The 21,449-nt window shown below is 40.1% G+C and carries 18 protein-coding genes and 2 pseudogenes; 18 read left to right on the top strand and 2 right to left on the bottom strand.

Annotated features, from left to right (window positions below):
• Window positions 1–111 precede the first annotated feature (111 nt).
• The 5 genes from NXX38_RS22650 to uxuA all read left to right on the top strand — a co-directional run bounded on the left by NXX38_RS22650 (window position 112) and on the right by uxuA (window position 4,248).
• Window positions 112–357, top strand: coding sequence for a GlsB/YeaQ/YmgE family stress response membrane protein (locus NXX38_RS22650; protein WP_005678015.1), 246 nt, complete (start codon window positions 112–114; stop codon window positions 355–357).
• A gap of 40 nt (window positions 358–397) precedes the next feature.
• Window positions 398–685 carry a YtxH domain-containing protein gene (locus tag NXX38_RS22645; RefSeq protein WP_148364900.1) on the top strand — a complete coding sequence of 96 codons (288 nt, stop codon included), beginning with the start codon at window positions 398–400 and terminating at the stop codon, window positions 683–685.
• 390 nt (window positions 686–1,075) lie between these two features.
• Entirely contained in the window at window positions 1,076–2,149 is a 1,074-nt protein-coding gene (locus tag NXX38_RS22640) for a substrate-binding domain-containing protein (RefSeq protein ID WP_258981233.1), read from the top strand.
• 21 nt (window positions 2,150–2,170) lie between these two features.
• A complete protein-coding gene (locus NXX38_RS22635) occupies window positions 2,171–2,983 on the top strand; it encodes an SDR family oxidoreductase (protein ID WP_195649477.1) in 813 nt (270 codons plus the stop codon).
• A gap of 95 nt (window positions 2,984–3,078) precedes the next feature.
• Window positions 3,079–4,248 carry a mannonate dehydratase gene (uxuA, locus tag NXX38_RS22630; protein WP_148364903.1) on the top strand — a complete coding sequence of 390 codons (1,170 nt, stop codon included), beginning with the start codon at window positions 3,079–3,081 and terminating at the stop codon, window positions 4,246–4,248.
• Window positions 4,249–4,323: 75 nt separating this feature from the next.
• Here uxuA and NXX38_RS22625 read toward each other — a convergent pair whose 3' ends face one another.
• Entirely contained in the window at window positions 4,324–4,920 is a 597-nt protein-coding gene (locus NXX38_RS22625; protein ID WP_148364904.1) for a 3'-5' exonuclease, read from the bottom strand.
• Between the two features lie 75 nt (window positions 4,921–4,995).
• Between NXX38_RS22625 and NXX38_RS22620 the strand changes: the two genes are divergently transcribed.
• Both NXX38_RS22620 and NXX38_RS22615 read left to right on the top strand, forming a co-directional pair.
• Window positions 4,996–5,820 carry a helix-turn-helix domain-containing protein gene (locus NXX38_RS22620; protein ID WP_258981231.1) on the top strand — a complete coding sequence of 275 codons (825 nt, stop codon included), beginning with the start codon at window positions 4,996–4,998 and terminating at the stop codon, window positions 5,818–5,820.
• 80 nt (window positions 5,821–5,900) lie between these two features.
• Window positions 5,901–6,318 (top strand): annotated as a pseudogene (locus NXX38_RS22615) (pyridoxamine 5'-phosphate oxidase family protein).
• A 179-nt stretch (window positions 6,319–6,497) separates the two neighbouring features.
• Here the strand turns inward: NXX38_RS22615 and NXX38_RS22610 are convergent.
• Window positions 6,498–6,773, bottom strand: coding sequence for a putative quinol monooxygenase (locus NXX38_RS22610; protein WP_148364907.1), 276 nt, complete (start codon window positions 6,771–6,773; stop codon window positions 6,498–6,500).
• Between the two features lie 393 nt (window positions 6,774–7,166).
• On the opposite strand from NXX38_RS22610, the gene NXX38_RS22605 reads away from it, so the two are divergent.
• The 11 genes and pseudogenes from NXX38_RS22605 (at window position 7,167) to NXX38_RS22555 (ending at window position 21,424) form a co-directional block, all read left to right on the top strand.
• A complete protein-coding gene (locus NXX38_RS22605) occupies window positions 7,167–8,006 on the top strand; it encodes an RteC domain-containing protein (RefSeq protein ID WP_258981230.1) in 840 nt (279 codons plus the stop codon).
• A 108-nt stretch (window positions 8,007–8,114) separates the two neighbouring features.
• Entirely contained in the window at window positions 8,115–8,717 is a 603-nt protein-coding gene (locus tag NXX38_RS22600) for a DUF1062 domain-containing protein (RefSeq protein ID WP_148364909.1), read from the top strand.
• A gap of 85 nt (window positions 8,718–8,802) precedes the next feature.
• Window positions 8,803–9,503, top strand: a pseudogene (locus NXX38_RS22595) (SIMPL domain-containing protein).
• Window positions 9,504–9,720: 217 nt separating this feature from the next.
• Window positions 9,721–10,809 (top strand): ribosome small subunit-dependent GTPase A, encoded by a 1,089-nt coding sequence (gene rsgA, locus NXX38_RS22590; protein ID WP_258981229.1) that lies wholly within the window; start codon window positions 9,721–9,723, stop codon window positions 10,807–10,809.
• Window positions 10,810–11,343: 534 nt separating this feature from the next.
• Complete coding sequence (locus NXX38_RS22585; protein ID WP_258981228.1) at window positions 11,344–13,590, top strand: hypothetical protein; 2,247 nt, start codon at window positions 11,344–11,346, stop codon at window positions 13,588–13,590.
• 269 nt (window positions 13,591–13,859) lie between these two features.
• Window positions 13,860–14,480, top strand: coding sequence for a DNA-binding protein (locus NXX38_RS22580; protein ID WP_258981226.1), 621 nt, complete (start codon window positions 13,860–13,862; stop codon window positions 14,478–14,480).
• A 78-nt stretch (window positions 14,481–14,558) separates the two neighbouring features.
• The gene (locus NXX38_RS22575; RefSeq protein ID WP_258981225.1) at window positions 14,559–16,271 is read left to right on the top strand and encodes an ATP-binding protein; all 1,713 of its coding nucleotides are present in this window, start codon (window positions 14,559–14,561) and stop codon (window positions 16,269–16,271) included.
• Window positions 16,272–16,305: 34 nt separating this feature from the next.
• The gene (locus NXX38_RS22570) at window positions 16,306–16,881 is read left to right on the top strand and encodes an RNA polymerase sigma-70 factor (protein WP_258981224.1); all 576 of its coding nucleotides are present in this window, start codon (window positions 16,306–16,308) and stop codon (window positions 16,879–16,881) included.
• Window positions 16,882–17,026: 145 nt separating this feature from the next.
• The gene (locus tag NXX38_RS22565; protein WP_148364916.1) at window positions 17,027–18,025 is read left to right on the top strand and encodes a FecR family protein; all 999 of its coding nucleotides are present in this window, start codon (window positions 17,027–17,029) and stop codon (window positions 18,023–18,025) included.
• A gap of 145 nt (window positions 18,026–18,170) precedes the next feature.
• The gene (locus NXX38_RS22560; protein WP_258981223.1) at window positions 18,171–18,407 is read left to right on the top strand and encodes a hypothetical protein; all 237 of its coding nucleotides are present in this window, start codon (window positions 18,171–18,173) and stop codon (window positions 18,405–18,407) included.
• A gap of 149 nt (window positions 18,408–18,556) precedes the next feature.
• On the top strand, window positions 18,557–21,424 hold the full coding sequence (locus NXX38_RS22555; protein WP_258981222.1) for a TonB-dependent receptor: 2,868 nt from the start codon (window positions 18,557–18,559) through the stop codon (window positions 21,422–21,424).
• Window positions 21,425–21,449 lie beyond the last annotated feature (25 nt).

Genomic DNA, 21,449 nt, shown 5'->3' with positions numbered 1-21,449 from the left:
GTAAACTTCCCGTTTCTCTAAGACTAAGGATTGTAAATAGTCGTTAATTCGGTTTTGTGTTATTGAACTATTCTTCATACCCACTGTTGTTAAATAAAAAAGGAGGATTATATGAGCTTTATTTGGTATATCATTATTGGTATTGTGGCTGGATTCCTCGCAGGTAAAATAATGCGCGGCGGAGGTTTTGGTCTTGTTATAAACTTATTACTTGGTATTCTTGGAGGTGTACTGGGCGGTTGGGTATTTGCCCTTTTCGGACTGGCAGCTTCAGGGCTGATCGGAAGTTTGATAACTTCCACCGTAGGAGCTATCCTTGTATTGTGGATTGCTTCCTTATTCTCGAAATCTAAATAGATATATAATTTATTTTTAATCCTAAAAACAGAACTTAATTATGGAATGTAGACATGGGAATTTCTGGATTGGACTTGGAATTGGGTCAATCCTCGGCGCAGTAGCTTATCGTCTTTCACGTACAGCAAAAGCAAAACAATTAGAAAGTGAAATTTATAATGCTATCCATCGCATAGGTCGTGATGCTGAAATAGCTGCTGCTCATGCTGAAAGAAAAGCAGTGGATCTTGGACTTAAAGCAGTAGAAACCGGTGCGGAAATTGCTGATAAAGTAGCGGAAGAAGCCGATAAAGTGGCCGGAAAAGCAAAAGATAAGTGGGGGAAATAAGCCCTCCAAAACGGGTAATCGTTTTAAATAGAATCGGTTACCTGTTTTGTTTTATATATGTATAATCTTTTATTTCTAGTCTCATCAGTCATTATCTGAATAATGTGTGCTCGAACACATATTGGTGTATATTCCCCATTATTTTCACTTCCTTCAAGAATAAAAAGCTACTTTTTTTCTGATTTCTCATCTGATAAGTGCTTTTTTCTCTATACTATCTTTACTTTTTCTTATGTTTAACAACATGTATACTTCCTGAATGTTGTAGTTAAATTATTGATTATTAATAATATATTCTTTATTGTGTATTATGTGTGTGCGCACACACTGTTGCTTAATTCAATAATTCATTTTACTTTTGCCGATGAAAAACAAGATACTTATCAATAGATGGATAAAGAGTTTTCAAATATTCGGATTGTAGACATTGCCAAGATGGCAGGTGTCTCTGTTGGCACGGTAGATCGTGTCATCCATAATCGTGGAAGGGTATCTGAAGAAAATAGGAAAAAGGTACAGGCGATTCTGGAAATGGTACATTACCAGCCCAATCTAATGGCACGTTCATTGGCAGCCTCCAAAAAGCAATATCATCTCCTTGCAATTACTCCTTCTTTTGTTCAGGGAGAGTATTGGGAAGCTATTTCCGAAGGTATAGATAAAGCGGCGTCGGAAATGGAATCGTATAACATCACCATTACCAAACTCTTTTTCGATCAATATAATAACAAGACTTTTGATGATATCATCCGCAATCTGCTGCATGAGAAAGTGGATGGGGTACTGATTGCGACTCTGTTTACGGATTCTGTTATCCGGCTTTCGCAGGAACTTGACAGGAATGAAATACCTTATGTATATGTTGACTCCAACATTGGAGGGCAACATCAACTGGCTTATTTCGGAACGGAGTCTTATGATGCCGGAGTGATTGCTGCCAGATTATTGATGGACCGGCTTTCTTCGTCTTCCGATATATTGATGGCGCGAATTATTCATAGTGGGAAGAATGACTCTAATCAGGGAAAGAACAGGCGGGAAGGTTTTTGCCATTATCTCACGCAAACAGGATTCAATGGAAATCTGCACGAAGTGGAACTGAAAATAAATGATTCAGTGTATAACTTCATGAAGCTGGATGAAATCTTTGAAGCTAATCCAAACATAAATGGGGCTGTTATTTTTAATTCAACTTGCTATATCTTAGGGAATTATCTGAAAGCGAGAGGAATGCAGTCTGTCAAACTGGTTGGTTATGACCTTATCGGGAGAAATACACAGTTACTTTCCGAAGGTGTGATAACCGCATTGATTGCACAGCGTCCGGAGCGTCAGGGATATGAGGGTGTTAAATCATTGTGCAATCATCTGTTATTTAAACAGAACAGTGAAAAGGTGAATTTGATGCCTATCGATATTCTCCTTAAAGAGAATCTGAAATATTATCTGAACAATAAATTATAAACATATAAATTTGTAAGAACCATGAATGAATTATTTAACGTAAAAGGCAAAGTAGTTGTTATTACCGGTGGAGCTGGTATTTTAGGTAAGGGTATTGCTGCGTATCTCGCAAAGGAAGGTGCAAAAGTGGTTGTGCTCGACAGGAGTGAAGAGGCAGGAAAAGCATTGGTAGACAGTATCAAAGCCGAAGGAAATGAAGCCATGTTCCTTTACACGGATGTGATGGATAAGGAAGTGCTGGAAGGTAACAAGATAGAAATCATGAAGGCTTATGGCCGTATTGATGTATTATTGAACGCTGCCGGAGGTAACATGGCAGGTGCAACTATCGCTCCGGATAAGACTTTCTTCGATTTGCAGATTGATGCATTCAAGAAAGTGGTGGATCTGAACCTTTTCGGTACAGTATTGCCTACAATGGTATTTGCAGAAATTATGGTGGAACAGAAGAAAGGTTCTATTGTAAACTTCTGTTCAGAATCGGCTCTTCGTCCATTGACCCGTGTGGTAGGTTATGGTGCGGCAAAAGCAGCCATTGCCAACTTTACTAAATATATGGCCGGTGAACTGGCTTTGAAATTCGGTAACGGTCTGCGTGTAAATGCCATCGCTCCGGGATTCTTCCTGACCGATCAGAACCGTACGCTATTGACTAATCCGGATGGTTCTCTGACTGACCGTTCAAAGACCATTCTCGCTCATACTCCATTCAACCGTTTCGGTGAACCGGAAGACCTTTATGGAACAATCCATTATCTGATTAGCGATGCTTCTAACTTCGTAACAGGTACAGTAGCTGTTATCGACGGTGGATTTGATGCATTCTCAATTTAATAAATTGAAAATTAGCTGTGCAGTGTCTGCATACTGGCTATCAACTCTTGGCTTTCAGCTTTTAATTTTTAACTTTTAATTTTTAATTTAATAATATGTATTTATGTGAACAAACTTGGCGCTGGTATGGTCCTAACGACCCGGTTAGCTTGTGGGATATTAAGCAGGCAGGCGCTACAGGTATAGTAAATGCTCTTCATCACATTCCAAATGGTGAAGTGTGGACAGTAGAAGAGATCATGAAGCGTAAGCAAATGATTGAGGAAGTGGGTCTGACATGGTCTGTGGTAGAAAGTGTACCTGTACACGAACATATCAAGACGCAGACGGGTGACTTCATGAAATATATTGAAAACTATAAGGAAAGCATCCGTAATCTGGCGAAGTGTGGCGTAATGGTAGTTACTTATAACTTCATGCCTGTATTGGACTGGACCCGTACAGACCTTGCCTATACAATGCCGGATGGCTCTAAAGCACTCCGTTTTGAAAAGGCAGCTTTTGTAGCTTTCGACCTTTTCATCTTGAAACGTCCGAATGCTGAAAAAGACTACACTCCGGAAGAAATTGCCAAAGCGAAAGCCCGTTTCGAGCAAATGAGCGAAGACGACAAGAAATTGTTGGTTCGTAACATGATTGCCGGACTTCCGGGATCGGAAGAAAGCTTTACTGTAGAACAATTCCAGGAGGCATTGGACCGTTATAATGATATCGATGCCGAGAAGCTTCGTTCCAACTTGATTTTCTTCTTGAAAGAAATAGCTCCTGTTGCCGATGAAGTAGGAGTAAAACTAGTGATTCATCCGGACGATCCTCCTTATACTATCTTGGGCTTGCCACGCATTTTGAGTACGGAAGAAGATTTCAGAAAATTGATTGAAGCCGTACCTAATGAATCTAACGGCCTTTGCTTGTGTACAGGCTCTTTCGGTGTACGTGCTGACAATGACCTTGCCGGTATGATGGAACGTTTCGGCGACCGTGTCAACTTCGTACATTTGCGTAGTACGCAGCGTGACGAAGAAGGAAACTTCTACGAAGCCAATCATCTGGAAGGGAATGTAGATATGTACAGTGTAATGAAAGCTCTTATTCTTTTGCAACAACGTCGCAAATGCTCTATCGCTATGCGTCCTGACCACGGTCATCAGATGATTGATGACTTGAAGAAGAAAACCAATCCGGGATATTCTTGTCTGGGCCGTCTTCGCGGATTGGCAGAACTTCGTGGATTGGAAATGGGTATTGCAAAATCTATTCTATAAGTAGAAATATATAATTAGTATTTTATCATAAAACACTACGGCTATTATTGATTGAAATAGTAGTTGTAGTGTTTTTTATTTGTTTTTTTTCATCGGTTGAGGAATGAGTGAAGCAAATAAATCTCTCACATGTGTATCTTTGTCGGTTTTCTTCGCTTTTTTTGCTTTTTGGGGTTCGGGAATAATAAGTAAAGCTATTTGTGCACAAGCTTCGGCGTCTGCTAATGCGTGATGATGGTTCGTTAAGTCATATCCGCACCGGGCAGCTACCGTATGTAATTGATGATTGGGTAATTCTTTTCCGAATACCTTTCTCGAAGCGCGGCATGTGCAGTGAAATTTGTAATTAGGGTAAGTCATCTCCCACAGTTCGTGAACTGCCCGAAGGCAACCTTCGTCAAAAGGACTGTTGTGCGCTACAAGTGGCAGACCGTCTATCAACGGTTTGATTTCCGCCCATACTTCCGGAAATTCATCAGCTTCCATCGTGTCGTCATAAGTTAAGCCATGGACAGCTGTTGTCCATTGAGTATAATAATTAGGGCGGGGACGGATCAGGCGATAGATTTTATTCGTTATTTTCCCTTCCCTTACAATGACAACTCCCACACTGCATACACTGGTACGTTTGCCGTTGGCTGTTTCAAAGTCTATAGCTGCAAAATTCCTCATTTTATTTTATTGTTTTGGAATACAAATGTATGAATTAGAATTTATTCTCTTTATATTTGTCTGTAAAATATATCCATGTATACAGAATATCAGCCTTCTCATTTACTTGTTCCCTACATTGATAACTATTGGGAGTTTAAGGGCAATCCGGATTATGGTATGCGCATCCATATTCTGCCGGACGGTTGTACCGATTTTATATTTACGCTGGGAGAGGTGGCTAATGCTGTTGAAGAAGGAAGTCTGATTATGCAACCTTATCGTTCCTATTTCGTAGGACCCATGACGAAGTACTCCGAACTTGTCACTTATGCTGAATCCGTTCATATGTTTGGCGTTCGTTTTTTACCTTGTGGTCTGTCTTGCTTTACAAACCTGCCTTTGCACGAGTTTGTGAATAGCAGAATCAGTGTTAATGAGATGAAGGCTGTTTTTGATGACACTTTTATTGAAAAATTAGGTGAGCAGAAGCATGTGGCAGATCGAATACGAGTAGTGGAGGAATATTTGCTGGCATATTTGGCGCGCCATTATCAGCCTGCTGATTCGCACGTCGCTATGGCAGTGAACATGATTAATCATTCCGGAGGAAAACGTTCAGTTCGCAGCTTGATGGATGACGTCTGTTTGTGTCAGCGTCATTTTGAGAGGAAGTTCAGGCATTATACCGGATTTACTCCTAAAGAATACAGCCGTATTGTCAAATTTAAGAATGCTGTGGAATTATTGAGAACCACGACATCAGCCAACCTGTTGACTACGGCGGTTGATGCAGGATATTATGATTTAGCGCATTTTTCAAAAGAGATTAAGTCGATGTCCGGCAATACTCCTGCGTCTTTTCTTTCCCTTACAGTTCCGCAAGAAACCACACTTACTTATATCGAGCCACAGAGATAGATTGGTAAAAGTCGCTTTTTTACAATAGAATGTGAAGATATGCCGTTACCTTTGCAAGGTTAATAAAAAACAATCAGTTTATGACCACAAAAACAATGAAAGAGAAAGCAGCAGAATTGTTGCAAAGATGTGAAGTAGTTACCCTTGCTTCTGTGAATAAAGAAGGTTATCCCCGTCCTGTACCGATGAGTAAAATCCTGGCAGAAGGAATTGCCACTATCTGGATGTCTACCGGGGCAGATTCACTAAAAACAATAGACTTCTTATCGAATCCGAAAGCAGGATTATGCTTTCAGGATAAAGGAGACAGCGTGGCGTTAACGGGGAAAGTGGAAGTTGTAACCGACGAAAAGATGGAAGCAGGAACTTTGGCAGGACTGGTTTATCGATCATTTTCCCGGTGGCCCCGCTGATCCCGGCTATGTCTTGTTGAAATTTGAATCGAATCACGCAACTTATTGGATTGAAGGAACATTTATCCATAAGAAACTCGACTAATTTTACTCGGAAAGATAAGGAATACCGGATTGATTTAATGAGAGTGTGTCAAAACGCAGATTATCGCAGATTATTTCAATTGTATTGATGTATTAATCGACGACTTATAAAATTATTTCTGCGATAATTTGCGTTAATCTGCGTTTTATTATTCATTATGACACACCTTCGTAATTCATTTAGAATTCGAATCTCTCTAATTTCATTTCAGCCAATTTCTGAATGATACCTACATATTGAGCGAAATGAGGAGATTTTTCGTGTGCTGCCAATACTTCGGCATTCTGCCAAGTTTCGCAAATCATGAAAACGTCAGGACGCGTGCTGCTTTCGAAAGTATCATAAGCAATGCATCCTTCTTCTTTTAAAGAACAGGCAGTCAGTTCTTTTGCCGCTTTTATCGCTTCTTCGCGGTTGGATTCGTTTACACGAACAAAAACATTTAATCTGATCATAGTCTTTTTTATTTATATGATTAAAAGAATCACTTTCTCACAGTATCTGTGAAAAGCCGAAGGCAAAGATACTATTTTTCTATACTTCTGGTGAGCTTATTTCAAAATTTCATATAAACTTCATGCCATCCTGAAAAAACTATTATATTTGCATCTGAATTCTAAAAGCAATGATTTTGGGCACAATTCTTAAATTTGTTATCGCTTACTATTAGCCTCATAAACCACAGGCTAATTTCTTTCGTTTGAGTAGTTCTATACTTGAACAGGTTTTTCATTTTATCATTTTTATTATTCACTGCATCGTTTTTCAAGACTGATGCAATTTAGCTATTCAAGCTTTCAGTCCGGTTCATAGTAATCAGATGGGAGTGGTGGATGCGTTGAGAATGAATGGAAAATTTCGTAAGAAATAGTAAGCTGAACATAGAAGAAGAAATAAAAAGGATCGAGCTACAGTCGGTTGATCCTTTGGATAGAATCAGGCAGATCATTGGTGTCCTACAGGTTTCACTGACTTCGCTGAAAACAGCAGTTGCCGGATATCAGTTTCGAAATGCTGAAGAAGAGATTCTTTTCTTTAAAGTATCGAAACCGCAGATTTCCGGTCTGTTGATGTTTTATGTCCGTTTGTATCAGATTGAAAAGAATCGTATCGGCAAATCTCTGTCCTCCCAATGCAGATATCTGAAGATTGAATTGGAGAACCTGCAAAAAACATTTTCGAATAATAGCTTTTATGAATATTATCGTGCCGGTCGGACAGAGTTTGATAACCACTATTTTATTCGGGAGAATTATGATATTCTTTCTGATATACATTGCCATCTACTGGATAGAGATATTTCTTTTACCACCTTGCATGATTCGAGTGTTGCAGAAATTCTGGCGAATAATCGTTTGATAGAATATGTATCGGAGGAAATAGAGCAACTGACAGAGAAACTTCATCTTAAATTTACTTTCATTGTAGACAGTAAGCTGTTGCAATGGACGGACAGTAAAGTGGCTTTGGTTGAGTTTATCTACGCTTTGTATGCAGGTAAATGCTTTAATAATGGAAATACGAGTTTGAAAGACATTGCTTTTTGTTGCGAAACACTGTTTAATATCGAGATAGGTGACTTTTATCGTATATTCTTGGAAATCAGGAATAGAAAGAAAAGCAGGACCCAATTTCTGGATAAGTTGAAAGAACAGATTATAAAGATGATGGATGAGCTTGACAGATAAATTTCAGGGCGTCTTGTGACATCTTGTGAATTATACAAATGGCTAATCTCCAACTTTGCGGAGAAATATAATTGATTCACAAAGAAAGATAATCGCTTTTGTATAGTTATGGAAACAACATTTACATGGGAAATAAGGGTGAAGAATTGCCCCTTATTAATTAAGAAATGCAGTCACTGTGATAGTGACCGCTTTTATTGCAGTGATAAGTTCAGGATGAATGCACAGAAGAAAAACATTGATGTCTGGCTGATTTATAGATGTGTGAAATGTGATAACACTTGTAATATGACTCTGTTATCACGAACAAAAACCGACTTGATTGATAAGAAGCTCTTTCACAGCTTTTCTATGAATGACAGGGAAGTTGCCTGGCAATATGCTTTTTCTGCCGGAGTGGCAAGCAGGAATAATCTTCAATTAGATTATGACAGTGTTGAATATGAAGTGATAAATACCGTCTCTTTAGAAGATATCCTGAATATGAGTAGTGAGATCATAAGTATCCGAGTCAAATGTGATTTCGACTTGAACCTTAAATTATCTTCGTTGATAAAAAGATGTCTTCCTCTTTCCAGTACCCGCTTGAAGCTGCTGTTTGAAAAAGGGTATATTTCTTTACTTTCCGGCAAAACATCTTCCAAGTGTAAGGTAAAGAATGGCGATACTATTTTGATAGATCGAAAAAGCCTGATTGATTTCTTGGGATAAAATCGGTTTTACAGTTTTTTTTAATAGCTTTGTGAAATGATCATTCGCATTCTGTAAAAGAGGTTGTACTATTAAGATTGAAGATATGAAAAAGGTATGTTTATTCGCTTTTATTTTGTTTGCTTGGAGTATCGTTGTGAATGCACAGGAAAGTGATGGACGATACGTTGAAGTGACCGGTTCTTCTGAAATAGAAGTCGTTCCGGATGAGATTCATTTTCTGATTCAGATTAAGGAGTATTGGCAAGAAGAATACACCGGTAAATCAAAAAAGAAGAAGATTTCCGGACGAAAGTGCCATTGGCAATGATAGAGAAAGATTTGCGTAAAAGTTTGCGCAAAATTGGAATAACGGATGATGCTATCCGCACACAGGAAATAGGAGATTATTGGCGCCAGAGAGGAAAGGAATTTCTGATAGGTAAGCAATTGGATATCCGGCTTACGGATTTTGAGCAGATTAACTCTATTATTCGTTCGGTCAATACGTGGGGAATTGAGTCCATGCGCATCGGAGAACTCAAACATAAGGATTTGCCAATGTATCGGAAACAGGGTAAGATTGAAGCACTGAAGGCTGCCCGTGAGAAAGCATCTTATCTGGTGGAAGCGATGGGGCAGCAGTTGGGTGAAGTGATTCGTATCATCGAGCCTGCCGATAATAACATAAGCCGTTATCTTCCTTTCGAGGCGCAGAGCAATGTAAGCATGGGTACGGCAGCTACCGAGCAGTACCGGGTTATCAAGCTACGGTATGAAATGACGGCTCGTTTTGCCATTAAATAAAAATAGTCTATCTTTGTCGCATGACAAGAAATAATAAATCGGATTTGGTTTAGTAAACAATCTGTGTTGCTGATACAGATTGTCCTTTCGTTTGCTCTCGGATGATTCCTTTCGGGAGTACTCTTTATGTCTTTATAATTTCAATTTTTAACTTGCGTACAAGGGTGCTAAAAGCATCGTGGTGCTTTGTAACGTGTGCGCTGTATACATTAAGATCATGAATAACGAAAATCAAACAATTCACAAATTCGACGTTAATTTAAACTGGTATGGCTGGAATGATAAACTAAGCCGACTAAAACAAGAATCACTCTACAGCACTCTTTCTCATGGACGTATATCCATAGTACACCGTACCTGCTACGAGGTCGTTTCCGAAAACGGATTGTTTCAGTGTGAACTCACGGGAAACATGATGTATGGGAAATCTGATGCTGAATTACCCTGTACGGGTGATTGGGTGCTTTTTCAACCATTTGATGAGAATAAAGGGATTATTGTCGATATGCTGCCTCGTGAGCGGACATTGTATCGCAAGAAAAGCGGTACAGTTGCCGATAAGCAGGCCATTGCTTCTTACGTCGATAAAGCATTTATTGTGCAGAGCCTTGACGATAATTTCAATGTCCGCAGAGTAGAACGTTTTATGGTTCAGGTATTGGAAGAAAATATCAAGCCTGTATTGGTACTTAATAAATCCGATTTAGATTTTGACAGGCAGAGTGTTGAAGAACAAATAAAGCATATCTCCAATCAGATACCCGTATTTTTTACGAGTATTCATCAACCCCAAACGATTCTCCGGCTGCGGGAATCCATATCAGAAGGAGAAACTGTTGTATTTGTCGGTTCTTCGGGTGTCGGGAAAAGTTCTCTGGTAAATGCACTCTGTGAAAAATCTGTGTTGCTTACCTCCGATATAAGCCTGTCCACAGGAAAAGGCCGGCATACATCAACCCGTCGGGAAATGGTATTGATGAATGATTCGGGTGTTTTAATCGATACTCCGGGTGTGCGTGAATTTGGCTTGGTTATCGACAATCCGGATTCACTGGCCGAAGTACTTGAAATCTCTGACTATGCAGAATCGTGCCGTTTCAAAGATTGTAAGCATATCAACGAACCGGGTTGTGCTGTTTTAGAAGCAGTCAATAGCGGTGTATTAGACTATAAAGTTTATGCAAGCTATCTGAAACTTCGCCGGGAAGCGTGGTACTTTTCTGCTTCCGAACATGAGAAACGTAAAAAGGAGAAGTCCTTTACAAAACTTGTAGAAGAAGTAAAGAATCGTAAGGCAAATCGCTGATTTCTATTTAAACGATGCAGGTATTGGAATTTATTTTTTTCTTCAAAAGAGCAAAAAAGTTTTAGCTGCGCAAAAAGGCTGCGCACCACTGCATCTATCTTTGTCGAAGAAACAAGAAAACAGGTCAAGTACGGGTTACTTCAACAACTCATTTAAGGTATGGAAATCACTCATACGATTATCCGTTTTCCTGTTTCGCAAAGGGGCAGTAGCTCAGTGGGTAGAGCATCATCTTTAATCTTGAGATTATCCTGATGAAAAAGGTCAATTAAGATTTACTCCTATCCCGTGACCGTCGTCGGTTCGACTCCGACCTGCTCCACAAAAAAATATATAGAGGTAGGACAGCAGCTTCGGGATTATCTGAAATGAGGTCAACCGGGGCTTACTTCTTAACGGTGGATAACGCTGGTTCGAATCCGGCCTGTTCTACCTCTTTTTATCAACTAAGGTCAAGGAAGACTTACTTCAAAACCGCAGGAATGCTCCATTGATTCACAGTCTTCCGATTACCTTACTTAAAAAAACAAAGTTATGAATAAAGATTTGTTGAAAGTGTCTATCAGGCAGAATGCCATCTATTTGCCTTTGATAGAAGAAGAGAAAAAGCAGGAAGAGTTGACTTCGACTACCATTGCATTGGTAGCCCAACTCCGTAAAGTAGGATATAGCTTGTCCGAAGAACTGCTGCATGCCGTTAATCAGTTATATCCGGCTCAACAGATGATGATTCTTCAGGTGATGAAAGAAGCATTGGGTGTGACGCTAAACTGGGCTCCATTGGTGAAAGGGTGGGATGTACCTACCGGAGAAACGCGTTTGGATCATCTGGTTACATGGATCGCTAACCTGTTTAATAGCCAGAAAGGCGTTAAACTACCTTGCGGACACGTGATCCCTGATAATACATTCCCTATGGAACGATACAATGGTTGTCCGTTCTGCGGAACCCCGTTCCAAACGGCTACTACGGAATACTTCGGACAGGGAAGTAAACTGAAAGTGCTGGAACTTTGGCAGGACAAGGAGCTGAATGCTTTTTTCTGTGACTTGCTTGAATCGCGTACGGCTCTTGATGCCACACAAGCAGATAGCTTGAAAATAATGCTTGGCGAACTTCCGTTACCGGCAGTCGGAATCAAAATGAAGGAGACATTGATGTTGGTGATAGATACATTGGTGGAGCAGGATAGAGCGCAGGAAGCGCAAATCTATTTCTCTACTCCGAATGATATATTGCGTTATCTGTGGTATAAGAAAACCGGATTCCTGCAAATCATAGAACCTAAGACTATTATCCGTAAAACTGGTAGAAACAACACACATATATGTGGAGTTTTGGATAAAAGTCGTTCGGCAGCCCAAGCGAAGCGTGAGGAGTTGAAGTTGAAATATACGCGTCGTGAATGTAAAATGGTAGCTCTTTGGTTGAACAACTTGACAATGGCTCCGGAGAAGGCTTGCGAAATCATGCATCCGAAAAGAGAGATGTGGGTACGTATGATACGTGCGTTGCGTCTGGCGGAATATGCCCGTAAGCCGGAATTCGGAAATTTGAAGGAATTGATGGATATATTCTACCGCCAGGCATATACCGTTTGGCAGGGAGAAGTGGAGCGCAACCGTTTGAAAGCGGATGCGGAACAGACATTTGCTTTGTTAAAGCAGCGACCGGGTATGTTTGCACGTTCTTTATTTGCGAATATGCTTTGGTTCGGAGCGGAAGAGACGTTGGCTGCATTTAAAGAAGTGGTTCATTTGTTGCCGGCACGTTTGGTCGTTACTTTGGGTATGTATGCGGAGAGCTACTTTGAACCGGGACGTAAGAGAATGGTGAAACCTTTAGGGGGGAATGCTCTTTTGATAGAACCACACTATTTGGTGGGTCTGTATATGGAGGATCAGCTAAAAGCGATGGTGAAGGATGTACAGGATTTGTGTAAGGAAGTCGTAGCTGCCCGTTTCGCCGGTGTAGCTGCCGGAAGTGAAAACAAAAGTATGTATATTGACCCTATGTTGTTCCATATCCCGTTGTCTATCGGCGATCGTAGCGAAACAATTCAGGATACTTCCTGTGCTTTGCAGGGAACACGTTTTCCGGTAGAGGGGGATAAAGTGCGGTTGTTTATGCAGTGGGGAAAAGGGCTTCCGGCACAGCATCTTGATATGGACTTGAGTTGTCATATTGCTTTGCCTTCCACAACAGAAGTTTGTTCTTACTTCAACTTGCAGGCTATTGGTGCTAAACATAGCGGGGATATCCGAAGTATTCCTAATAAGAAAGGTACTGCCGAATATATCGAGCTGGATTTGAATGAACTGAACCGTGTAGGTGCAGAATATGTCGCTTTCACTTGCAATGCATATAGCAACGGGACTATCTCTCCTAATCTGGTGGTAGGTTGGATGAACTCTGCCTATCCAATGAAGATATCGGAAAGAACAGGAGTAGCTTACGATCCTTCTTGCGTGCAACATCAGGTACGTATTTCCAAAAGTTTGCAGAAAGGACTTGTTTTCGGAGTTCTGAAAGTGAAAGAACGGGAAATCGTTTGGCTGGAAATACCTTTTGGTGGACAGACGATTCTTTCTTTGGATACACAGACCATCGAAAAGTATCTGGATAAACTGGAAGCGAAAACAACTGTCGGTGAACTGTTGACTGTCAAAGCGCAGGCACAGGGATTGAAGTTAGTTGATATTCCGGAAGCGGACGAGATATATACTCGTGAATGGGCATTGAATACTGCCGCTGTGACTAAATTACTGTTAGGTGATTAAATTCTTGGGAGGAATTGTCTTTTTCCTCCTAAGATTTAAAGGTCGTATCGCATAAAGTTATACCTTTGCATGCGATAGATTAATCGTCTGACAGCTGTTGAACTTTCGTCTGACAACTGTTATCTTTCCGTCTGACAACTGTCAGACGAAAAAGATACAGCTGTCAGACGATTATTTTTATATGAACTGAAGATTAAAGTTCAATGAACAGACGATTAAATATACGCAGTGAAAGTAATAAATGTATGAACTAATAAAAAGATATACTTATGAGTGCTCAATATGATTTGTATGAAACACCGGATCCTGATAGTACCGGAGAACAAAAGCCTTTGCATGCCCGTATCGTTCCAAATGGAACTTACTCGAAAAAAGAATTCCTGGAACGTGTATCTCGTTCTTCCCAGACTTTTAACTATAACGTGATAGATGCGGTAGTAGGAGTTGTATTGGATGAACTTGCCGAAACGTTAGCAGAGGGATATATCGTAGAACTTGGCGAACTCGGGCATTTCAGCATCTCTTTGAAATGTACGCATAAAGTAATGACTAAACGGGAGATTCGTGCCGAATCAATCTGTTTTGATAACGTGCATTTGCGCACTTCCAAAGAGTTCAAAAGGAAGATTAAACGTGAGATAGAGTTGGAACGTGTGGATAAATCCAGACACTCTTCTCAAAAAGTGGAATTTCCTATGGAGCAACGCCAGCAGCTTTTACAGGAATTTCTAAAGAAAAATGGTGGTATTACCCGATTGGAATATAGTAGCCTGACCGGACTTTCCCGGCTGAAAGCAATAGATGATTTGAATACTTTCATTGAGAAAGGGATTCTTCGTAAACGTGGAGCTGGAAGAACCGTGTTTTATGTCTGGCAACAAGAGCAATAATAATCAATTCAAAGATTTCTTCTTGTTATTGCTAACAATTTTGTACCTTTGTTTGTCTATAGAAAAAACAGTAGGATTATGGCAAGAATAACAATTCCTTATGCAGTAGCAGATTTCATAGAAATGCGTGAACGTGGTTTCTATTACGTAGATAAGACCCAATATATAACTAAGCTTGAAGATTATAAGGCTCCTGTATTTCTGCGTCCCCGTCGCTTTGGGAAAAGTTTGTTAGTCTCTACTCTAGCTTGCTATTATGACCGTACGAAAGCGCATCGGTTTGACGAACTGTTTGGAGGAACTTGGATTGGTAATCATCCGACAAAAGAACATAACCGTTATATGATTATTCGCTACGATTTTTCAAAAATGGTGATGGCGGATACTATTGAAGGATTGGCTCAAAATTTTAATGATTTGAACTGTGGTCCGGTAGATGTGATGGTAGAGCATAACAGAGATTTGTTCGGTGACTTTCAGTTTACCACTCGGGGAGACGCTTCTAAAATGTTGGAAGAAGTACTAAGTTATGCCCGTTCTCATGAATTTCCCAAAGTTTATATATTGATTGATGAATATGATAACTTCACTAATCAACTGCTTACAGCCTACAATGACCCGCTTTATGAGAAAGTGACCACGAATGACAGTTTTTTGCGCACTTTCTTCAAGGTGATAAAAGCTGGTATCGGGGAAGGAAGTATCCGTACTTGTTTTTGTACAGGTGTGCTGCCCGTCACTATGGATGATTTGACCAGTGGATATAATATTGCAGAGATATTGACTCTTGAGCCTAATTTCCTGAATATGCTTGGGTTTACATACGAAGAAACAGAAACATATCTACGTTATGTACTGGATAAATACTCTACGGGACAGGAGCGTTTTGACGAAATCTGGCAACTAATTGTAAGCAACTACGATGGCTACCGTTTCCGTCCCAATGGAGATCGGTTATTCAATGCCACTATCCTTACTTACTTCTTCAAGAAATTTGCAGCCAATGCCGGCAGTATTCCGGACGAGTTGGTAGATGAAAATCTACGTACTGACATTCATTGGATTCGTCGGTTGACTCTTTCGCTGGATAATGCGAAAGCGATGTTGGATGCATTGGTAATTGACGATGAACTGCCTTATAATGTGGCTGATCTTGCCAGTAAGTTTAATAAGAAAAAGTTTTTTGATAAAGAGTTTTATCCCATTAGTTTGTTTTATTTGGGAATGACAACGTTGAGGGATAAATTTGTGACAACATTGCCCAATATGACGATGCGTAGTGTATACATGGACTACTATAATCAACTGAACAAAATAGAAGGTAATGCACAACGTTATGTCCCTGTGTATCGGCACTATGATTCCAATCGAAGCCTGGAACCACTCGTTCAGAATTATTTCGAACAATATTTGGGACAATTTCCAGCACAAGTTTTTGATAAGATCAATGAAAACTTTATCCGGTGTTCTTTCTACGAACTAGTGTCACGTTATTTAAGTAGTTGTTATACCTTTGCCATCGAACAGAATAATTCAGTAGGCCGATCAGACTTTGAAATGACCGGTATTCCCGGTACGGATTACTATATGGATGATCGTGTGGTTGAATTTAAATACTATCGTATGAAGGAAGCTGAAAAGATGCTTGCACTTTCCGAGCCTCTTCCCGAGCATGTGGAACAGGTGAAAAGATACGGTGAAGACACTAAGAAAAAGTTTCCCAATTATAATGTGCGGACATATGTGGTGTACATTTGTGCTAATAAGGGATGGAAATGTTGGGAAGTATGAGACAATAAAATCTGCAATATTGCACTAACTGTTTATGAAAAATGAGAGTCATATTATCTCTCGAATGATTTCCGGAGATATAAATGCTTTTAAACTTCTTTTCGATCGTTACTATTCTCAAGTGCGTTTCTTCACATTGGGGATAGTGAAAGATTCTTTTGTTGCCGACGATATAGCCCAAAATGTATTTATCAAGGTCTGGACAAAAAGAGAACTGATTGATTGCGAGCGGAAGTTTAACAACTATTTGTATTCCATCACAAAGAATGAGATAACAGATTATTTCCGTTCTTTAGTTATTTCAGAACCCTTGGAAAGCATCTCTTATCTGAAGGATAGCGATCATACAGATGAAATGATAGAAAGTATTTATGATCTGTCTCATATTAAAGAACTGGTAATGAAAGAGGTGGATAATATGCCGCCGCAGCGTCGTGCAGTATTTGTAATGAGTCGTTTGCAAGGATTGTCTAATGATGAGATAGCCTCTGAACTAGGAATATCCAAACGCACGGTAGAACGCCATCTGAATATAGCATTGCACATACTTCGTGAAAAACTGGGAGGGTTTCTTTATTGGATTGCTGCTTTGTTTATTCTTTCACTTTGATTTTAATTTTTCCGCTCTGCCATACTACTTTCTGTTACACCTCTATCCTTCAATTAATGGTTTATAAATGTTAAAGTCGAAAAAGCATTGGGTGTACTTTTCATAGCTTCCGTATATCAGATATAACCAGATAATACGAAGAAAAATGAAACTCTTACCTCCCGGAATATTGAAAGACTATTTCTATAACTTGAAGAAGGATATCACTTCAAGTGCATTTGGACGATGGTTCATAGAGAATGAGTCTAAACCGGAATTCGATCAGGAATTGCAAGAAATTTGGAAAGAATCGTCTCAAGTAGCCTGTGACCGGGAAATGACCTCTTCTGCTTTTGTGAAGGTCTGTGAAGCTATTGGCGGAGTAGCTCCGTCTCCTCAAAAAAGTACATTCACGAGAACAATACATTATCTGATACGTGTTGCAGCTATTCTGTTTATTCCTTTATTGGGAGCTACTCTTTATCTATATCTGGATAATAAGGAATCACAAGTCAACTGGATAGAAGTCTATGCCGAATATGGGCAAAAGAAAGAAGTTGTTTTGCCCGACCAGAGTAAAGTCTGGCTGAATTCCGGTACACATATTATCTATCCCGAACGGTTTACCCAAGTTCGCCAGATATTTGTTAGCGGAGAAACCTTTCTGGAAGTGACAAAAGATCCGGAACGTCCTTTTATTGTAGATACAAAAGATTTAAGCATCAAAGTACATGGAACAAGATTTAATGTACGTTCTTATACGGAAGATAAAGGCACGGAAGCCACACTGCTTGAAGGAAGTATTTCTTTGTTGGTAAAAGGAGATTTAAATCAGCATGATATTTTCCTTGTTCCGGGTGAGAAAGCCATACTGGATAAAAAACAAGTTAAACTTGAAAAGTTTGACGTCGATGGGTATCAATCCTGGCGAAACGGACAGTATACATTCAGAGACAAGACACTGCAAGAGATTATAACGGAACTTCAACGTCTGTTCAATGTTCAGATTGTGATAAGGGATAAAGCGCTACTCAAAGAAATTTTCTTTGTCACATTTGCCCAGGGACTTTCTTTGGATGAGATGCTCGAAGCATTGAATATAGACAATGAATTATGTATCAAGCGAGATCAGGATATTATTGAAATTTCAAGAAAGACGAGATAGACAACCTAGTTATTAACCTTAAAATACATGTGCGGAATGGATGGATAAACAAATAAAAAAATAAACGAGAAAGTGGTTGCGACACTTTCCCGTTTTGGAAATCAGTTAACAAAATTAATTATTAACTTAGATCATTGCCAAAGGTATGAAATATCATGAAAAACCGGCTCATTTTAGAGAGCTATTTAGCAATCTTTTACCAATTCTATTGGCGCTATTTATCTGGACGAATCCGGTATTGGCGCAGAATAATGGAGAACTTATCACGCTTAGTCTCAAAAATAAGACAATTGGTGAGGCGTTGGAAACAATCAATAAGCGATACAACTACACGTTTGTTCTTCGAACACCGGATATTGATACAAAAGAAAAGTTTCAATAGACGCCAAACAACAAAAGATCGAAGATGTACTGAATAATCTGTTTCGGGGGCAGGATGTCTCTTTCGATATCAATAACAAAACTGTCCGTATCTCCAAGAATATCAGGCAGAAAGACGCAGAATCTACACAGGGGGCTACTGCCAGAAACGTGACAGGACAAGTTACGGATAGTTCCGGCGAACCGATGATAGGTGTCAGTGTGATGGTGAAAGGAAGTAATAATGGAGTGGTGACCAATATGGATGGTAAGTACGAAATCAAAATCGATCATCCTAATCAAGTACTTCAATACTCTTTTCTCGGTTATCTGTCCCAGGAGAAAAGAATCGGAGACAACCGGATGCTGAATGTAACTTTAGAGGAAGATGTGAAGAAACTGGATGAGGTAGTTGTAGTAGGCTATAGCGTACAGAAGAAGAAAGATATAACGGGAGCTGTATCTACTGTTCTGGCAAAAGATATAGAAAATATTCCCGTGAATGATTTCGGTTCGGCACTTGCCGGACGTTCTCCGGGAGTACAAGTTATCACCCCTTCGGGAAAGCCGAATGAAGGTTTCTCTATCCGTGTCCGGGGAGCTACGTCTATCAATGCAGGAAACGAACCTTTGTATGTGGTGGATGGAGTGCCGACCAGTGACACAAAAACGATCAACCCTTCCGAAATAGAAAGTATTACGGTATTGAAAGACGCTTCTTCTGCTGCAATCTACGGAAATGCAGGTGCAAATGGGGTAGTACTGATTACCACCAAAAGAGGCCGGAAAGGTGAAGCGCAAATTGAGTTGAATGCTTACTATGGCTTTTCGGAACGTGCCAAGAGAATAGATGTCTTGAATAAAGATGAATATCAGGATTTACTTTCCGATTTGGGATATCCGGCCATGGATACATCCGTGTATAATGCCAATATCGACTGGCAGGATGAAATGTTTCGCAATGCGGCCATGCAGAATTATCAGTTATCCATTTCCGGTGGAAACGAAAAATCCCTTTATTACATTTCAGCCGGATTTATCAAACAGGATGGTATTGTCAAACCATCTTCGTTTGAACGTATGAATTTTAAGATCAATCTGGAGCAGGAATTGAAAAAATGGGTAAAGATCGGAACGAACCTAAGTTACAGTAAGATCAATGATGTCGATGTTTCGGATGGAAATTCCGAGACCGTTATTCTGCAAGCCATCACCACTCCATCTGTGGTAGGTAAATATAATGCGGACGGAACATTTCCTACGCTACCGTTTCTGTCTTCTTTGGAGAATCCTTTAAGTGCGGTAGAGTCATATACTCGTGATTATGTATATCATAAATTGTTGGGTAATCTCTATGCGGAGATTTCTTTTACCCCGGATCTGAAGTTAAAAACAAGTATGGGTATCGAAATGGGTGCTTCCCGGTACAAGGAATTTCTGGACCCGTTCAGTTCAGCTTGGGGACGTAACCAGCAGGGACAAGCGAGTTATAACACTTCGTTAAATTACAAATGGATCAACGAAGAAATTCTGACTTATAGCAAGAAGATAGGCGATCACAGTTTCTCGGCTTTGGCAGGGTTTGTAGCTTCCCGTTATGTGGGAGAATCGGCAAACAGTTCTATACGTGGATTCTCTGATAATAAAATACATTCAATGAACGCCGGAACTGTATTAAACAAGCCCAGTGAAGATTATGGTGCATCTACCAATGCTTCTGTATTAGGGAGAGTGACCTATGACTACCAGAATAAGTACCTCGCCACTGTCAATTTCCGTGCCGACGGTTCTTCCAAGTTTGGTGTGAACAACCGTTGGGGATATTTCCCTTCCTTCTCTTTGGGATGGAGACTGACTGGGGAGGAATTTATGAAACCATTGGATTGGTTGAGTGATTTGAAACTGCGTGTCGGCTGGGGACAGGTTGGTAATGACCAGGTGGGTTATTATAGTTCCTATGGAATTTATGGAATAGGAGCGAATTATAATATGGATGGCGTTATTCTACCGGGATATTATCAGAGCCAGATAGGTAATGATAAGCTACGTTGGGAGAGGACTACCCAGACAAATGTGGGACTCGACTTTTCTTTCCTTAATGGAAGAATAACGCTGACTGCCGATGCATACTATAAGAAAACAACCGATTTGTTACTAATGGTAAAACTGCCTCAAACTTCCGGATTTGATTCGGGTATGCAGAATGTAGGTAGCGTGGTTAATAAAGGACTGGAGTTCCAACTGACTACCCGTAACCTGACCGGAGAGCTGAAATGGACAACAGATTTCAATATCTCTACTAATAAGAATGAGGTGACAGATATGGCAGGAAGTCCTGCTATCTTTACCGGATCACTTGATAAGAAAATCTCCGGAAATGTGTCTATCATTCAGAAAGGACAGGCTTTAGGTTCTTTTTATGGTTTTCAGGCAGCAGGAGTAAACCCGCAAAACGGACGTATGATGTACGAAAAGGCTAACGGAATGTTAGTGTATGAAGAAGATTTGAGTGCAGATGAAGACCGCCGGATCTTAGGTTGTGCACAGCCGAAATTTCTGTATGGCATCAACAATGTCTTTTCATATAAGAATTTTGACCTGTCTTTCTTCTTCCAGGGCTCATACGGGAATGATATTTATAATGCCACCCGTATGTTTACCGAAGGAATGTTCGACTCCCGCAACCAGTCCGACCGTGTCCTGATGCGTTGGCGTAATCCGGGAGACTACACTACTGTTCCCCGTGCGGAGAAAGATAAATATCCGGCTATTTCTTCCCGTTTTGTAGAAGACGGATCTTACTTTAAACTGAAAAATGTGAAACTGTCATATACCTTGCCGCGTTCGTTGACCCGGAAGGCGTTGATGGACAGAGTGACGGTCTATATATCAGGAGATAACCTGGTGACTTTTACCAATTACAGAGGTTATGATCCTGAGGTGAATATCGGTGGGGGCAGTTCTTCGGCTATGGGAATCGACCAAGGTGTCTTCCCCCATGCGAGAACTTATATTCTGGGAGCTACTATTGTATTTTGAGCATTGTTCAACTCATTAAATCTAA

Source organism: Bacteroides sp. BFG-637 (assembly GCF_024793605.1).
Classification (GTDB): domain Bacteria; phylum Bacteroidota; class Bacteroidia; order Bacteroidales; family Bacteroidaceae; genus Bacteroides; species Bacteroides vicugnae.
This window is presented reverse-complemented; position numbering and strand designations above follow the sequence as displayed.

Bases quoted from the DNA above. Each gene is read 5' to 3' on its own strand.
- uxuA (WP_148364903.1), top strand. From the start codon at position 3,079: ATGTATTTATGTGAACAAACTTGGCGCTGGTATGGTCCTAACGACCCG.
- NXX38_RS22645 (WP_148364900.1), top strand. From the start codon at position 398: ATGGAATGTAGACATGGGAATTTCTGGATTGGACTTGGAATTGGGTCA.
- NXX38_RS22635 (WP_195649477.1), top strand. From the start codon at position 2,171: ATGAATGAATTATTTAACGTAAAAGGCAAAGTAGTTGTTATTACCGGT.
- NXX38_RS22565 (WP_148364916.1), top strand. From the start codon at position 17,027: ATGAAACTCTTACCTCCCGGAATATTGAAAGACTATTTCTATAACTTG.
- NXX38_RS22585 (WP_258981228.1), top strand. From the start codon at position 11,344: ATGAATAAAGATTTGTTGAAAGTGTCTATCAGGCAGAATGCCATCTAT.
- NXX38_RS22580 (WP_258981226.1), top strand. From the start codon at position 13,860: ATGAGTGCTCAATATGATTTGTATGAAACACCGGATCCTGATAGTACC.
- rsgA (WP_258981229.1), top strand. From the start codon at position 9,721: ATGAATAACGAAAATCAAACAATTCACAAATTCGACGTTAATTTAAAC.
- NXX38_RS22620 (WP_258981231.1), top strand. From the start codon at position 4,996: ATGTATACAGAATATCAGCCTTCTCATTTACTTGTTCCCTACATTGAT.
- NXX38_RS22600 (WP_148364909.1), top strand. From the start codon at position 8,115: ATGGAAACAACATTTACATGGGAAATAAGGGTGAAGAATTGCCCCTTA.
- NXX38_RS22560 (WP_258981223.1), top strand. From the start codon at position 18,171: ATGAAATATCATGAAAAACCGGCTCATTTTAGAGAGCTATTTAGCAAT.
- NXX38_RS22640 (WP_258981233.1), top strand. From the start codon at position 1,076: ATGGATAAAGAGTTTTCAAATATTCGGATTGTAGACATTGCCAAGATG.
- NXX38_RS22650 (WP_005678015.1), top strand. From the start codon at position 112: ATGAGCTTTATTTGGTATATCATTATTGGTATTGTGGCTGGATTCCTC.
- NXX38_RS22570 (WP_258981224.1), top strand. From the start codon at position 16,306: ATGAAAAATGAGAGTCATATTATCTCTCGAATGATTTCCGGAGATATA.
- NXX38_RS22605 (WP_258981230.1), top strand. From the start codon at position 7,167: ATGGAAAATTTCGTAAGAAATAGTAAGCTGAACATAGAAGAAGAAATA.
- NXX38_RS22575 (WP_258981225.1), top strand. From the start codon at position 14,559: ATGGCAAGAATAACAATTCCTTATGCAGTAGCAGATTTCATAGAAATG.
- NXX38_RS22610 (WP_148364907.1), bottom strand. From the start codon at position 6,773: ATGATCAGATTAAATGTTTTTGTTCGTGTAAACGAATCCAACCGCGAA.
- NXX38_RS22625 (WP_148364904.1), bottom strand. From the start codon at position 4,920: ATGAGGAATTTTGCAGCTATAGACTTTGAAACAGCCAACGGCAAACGT.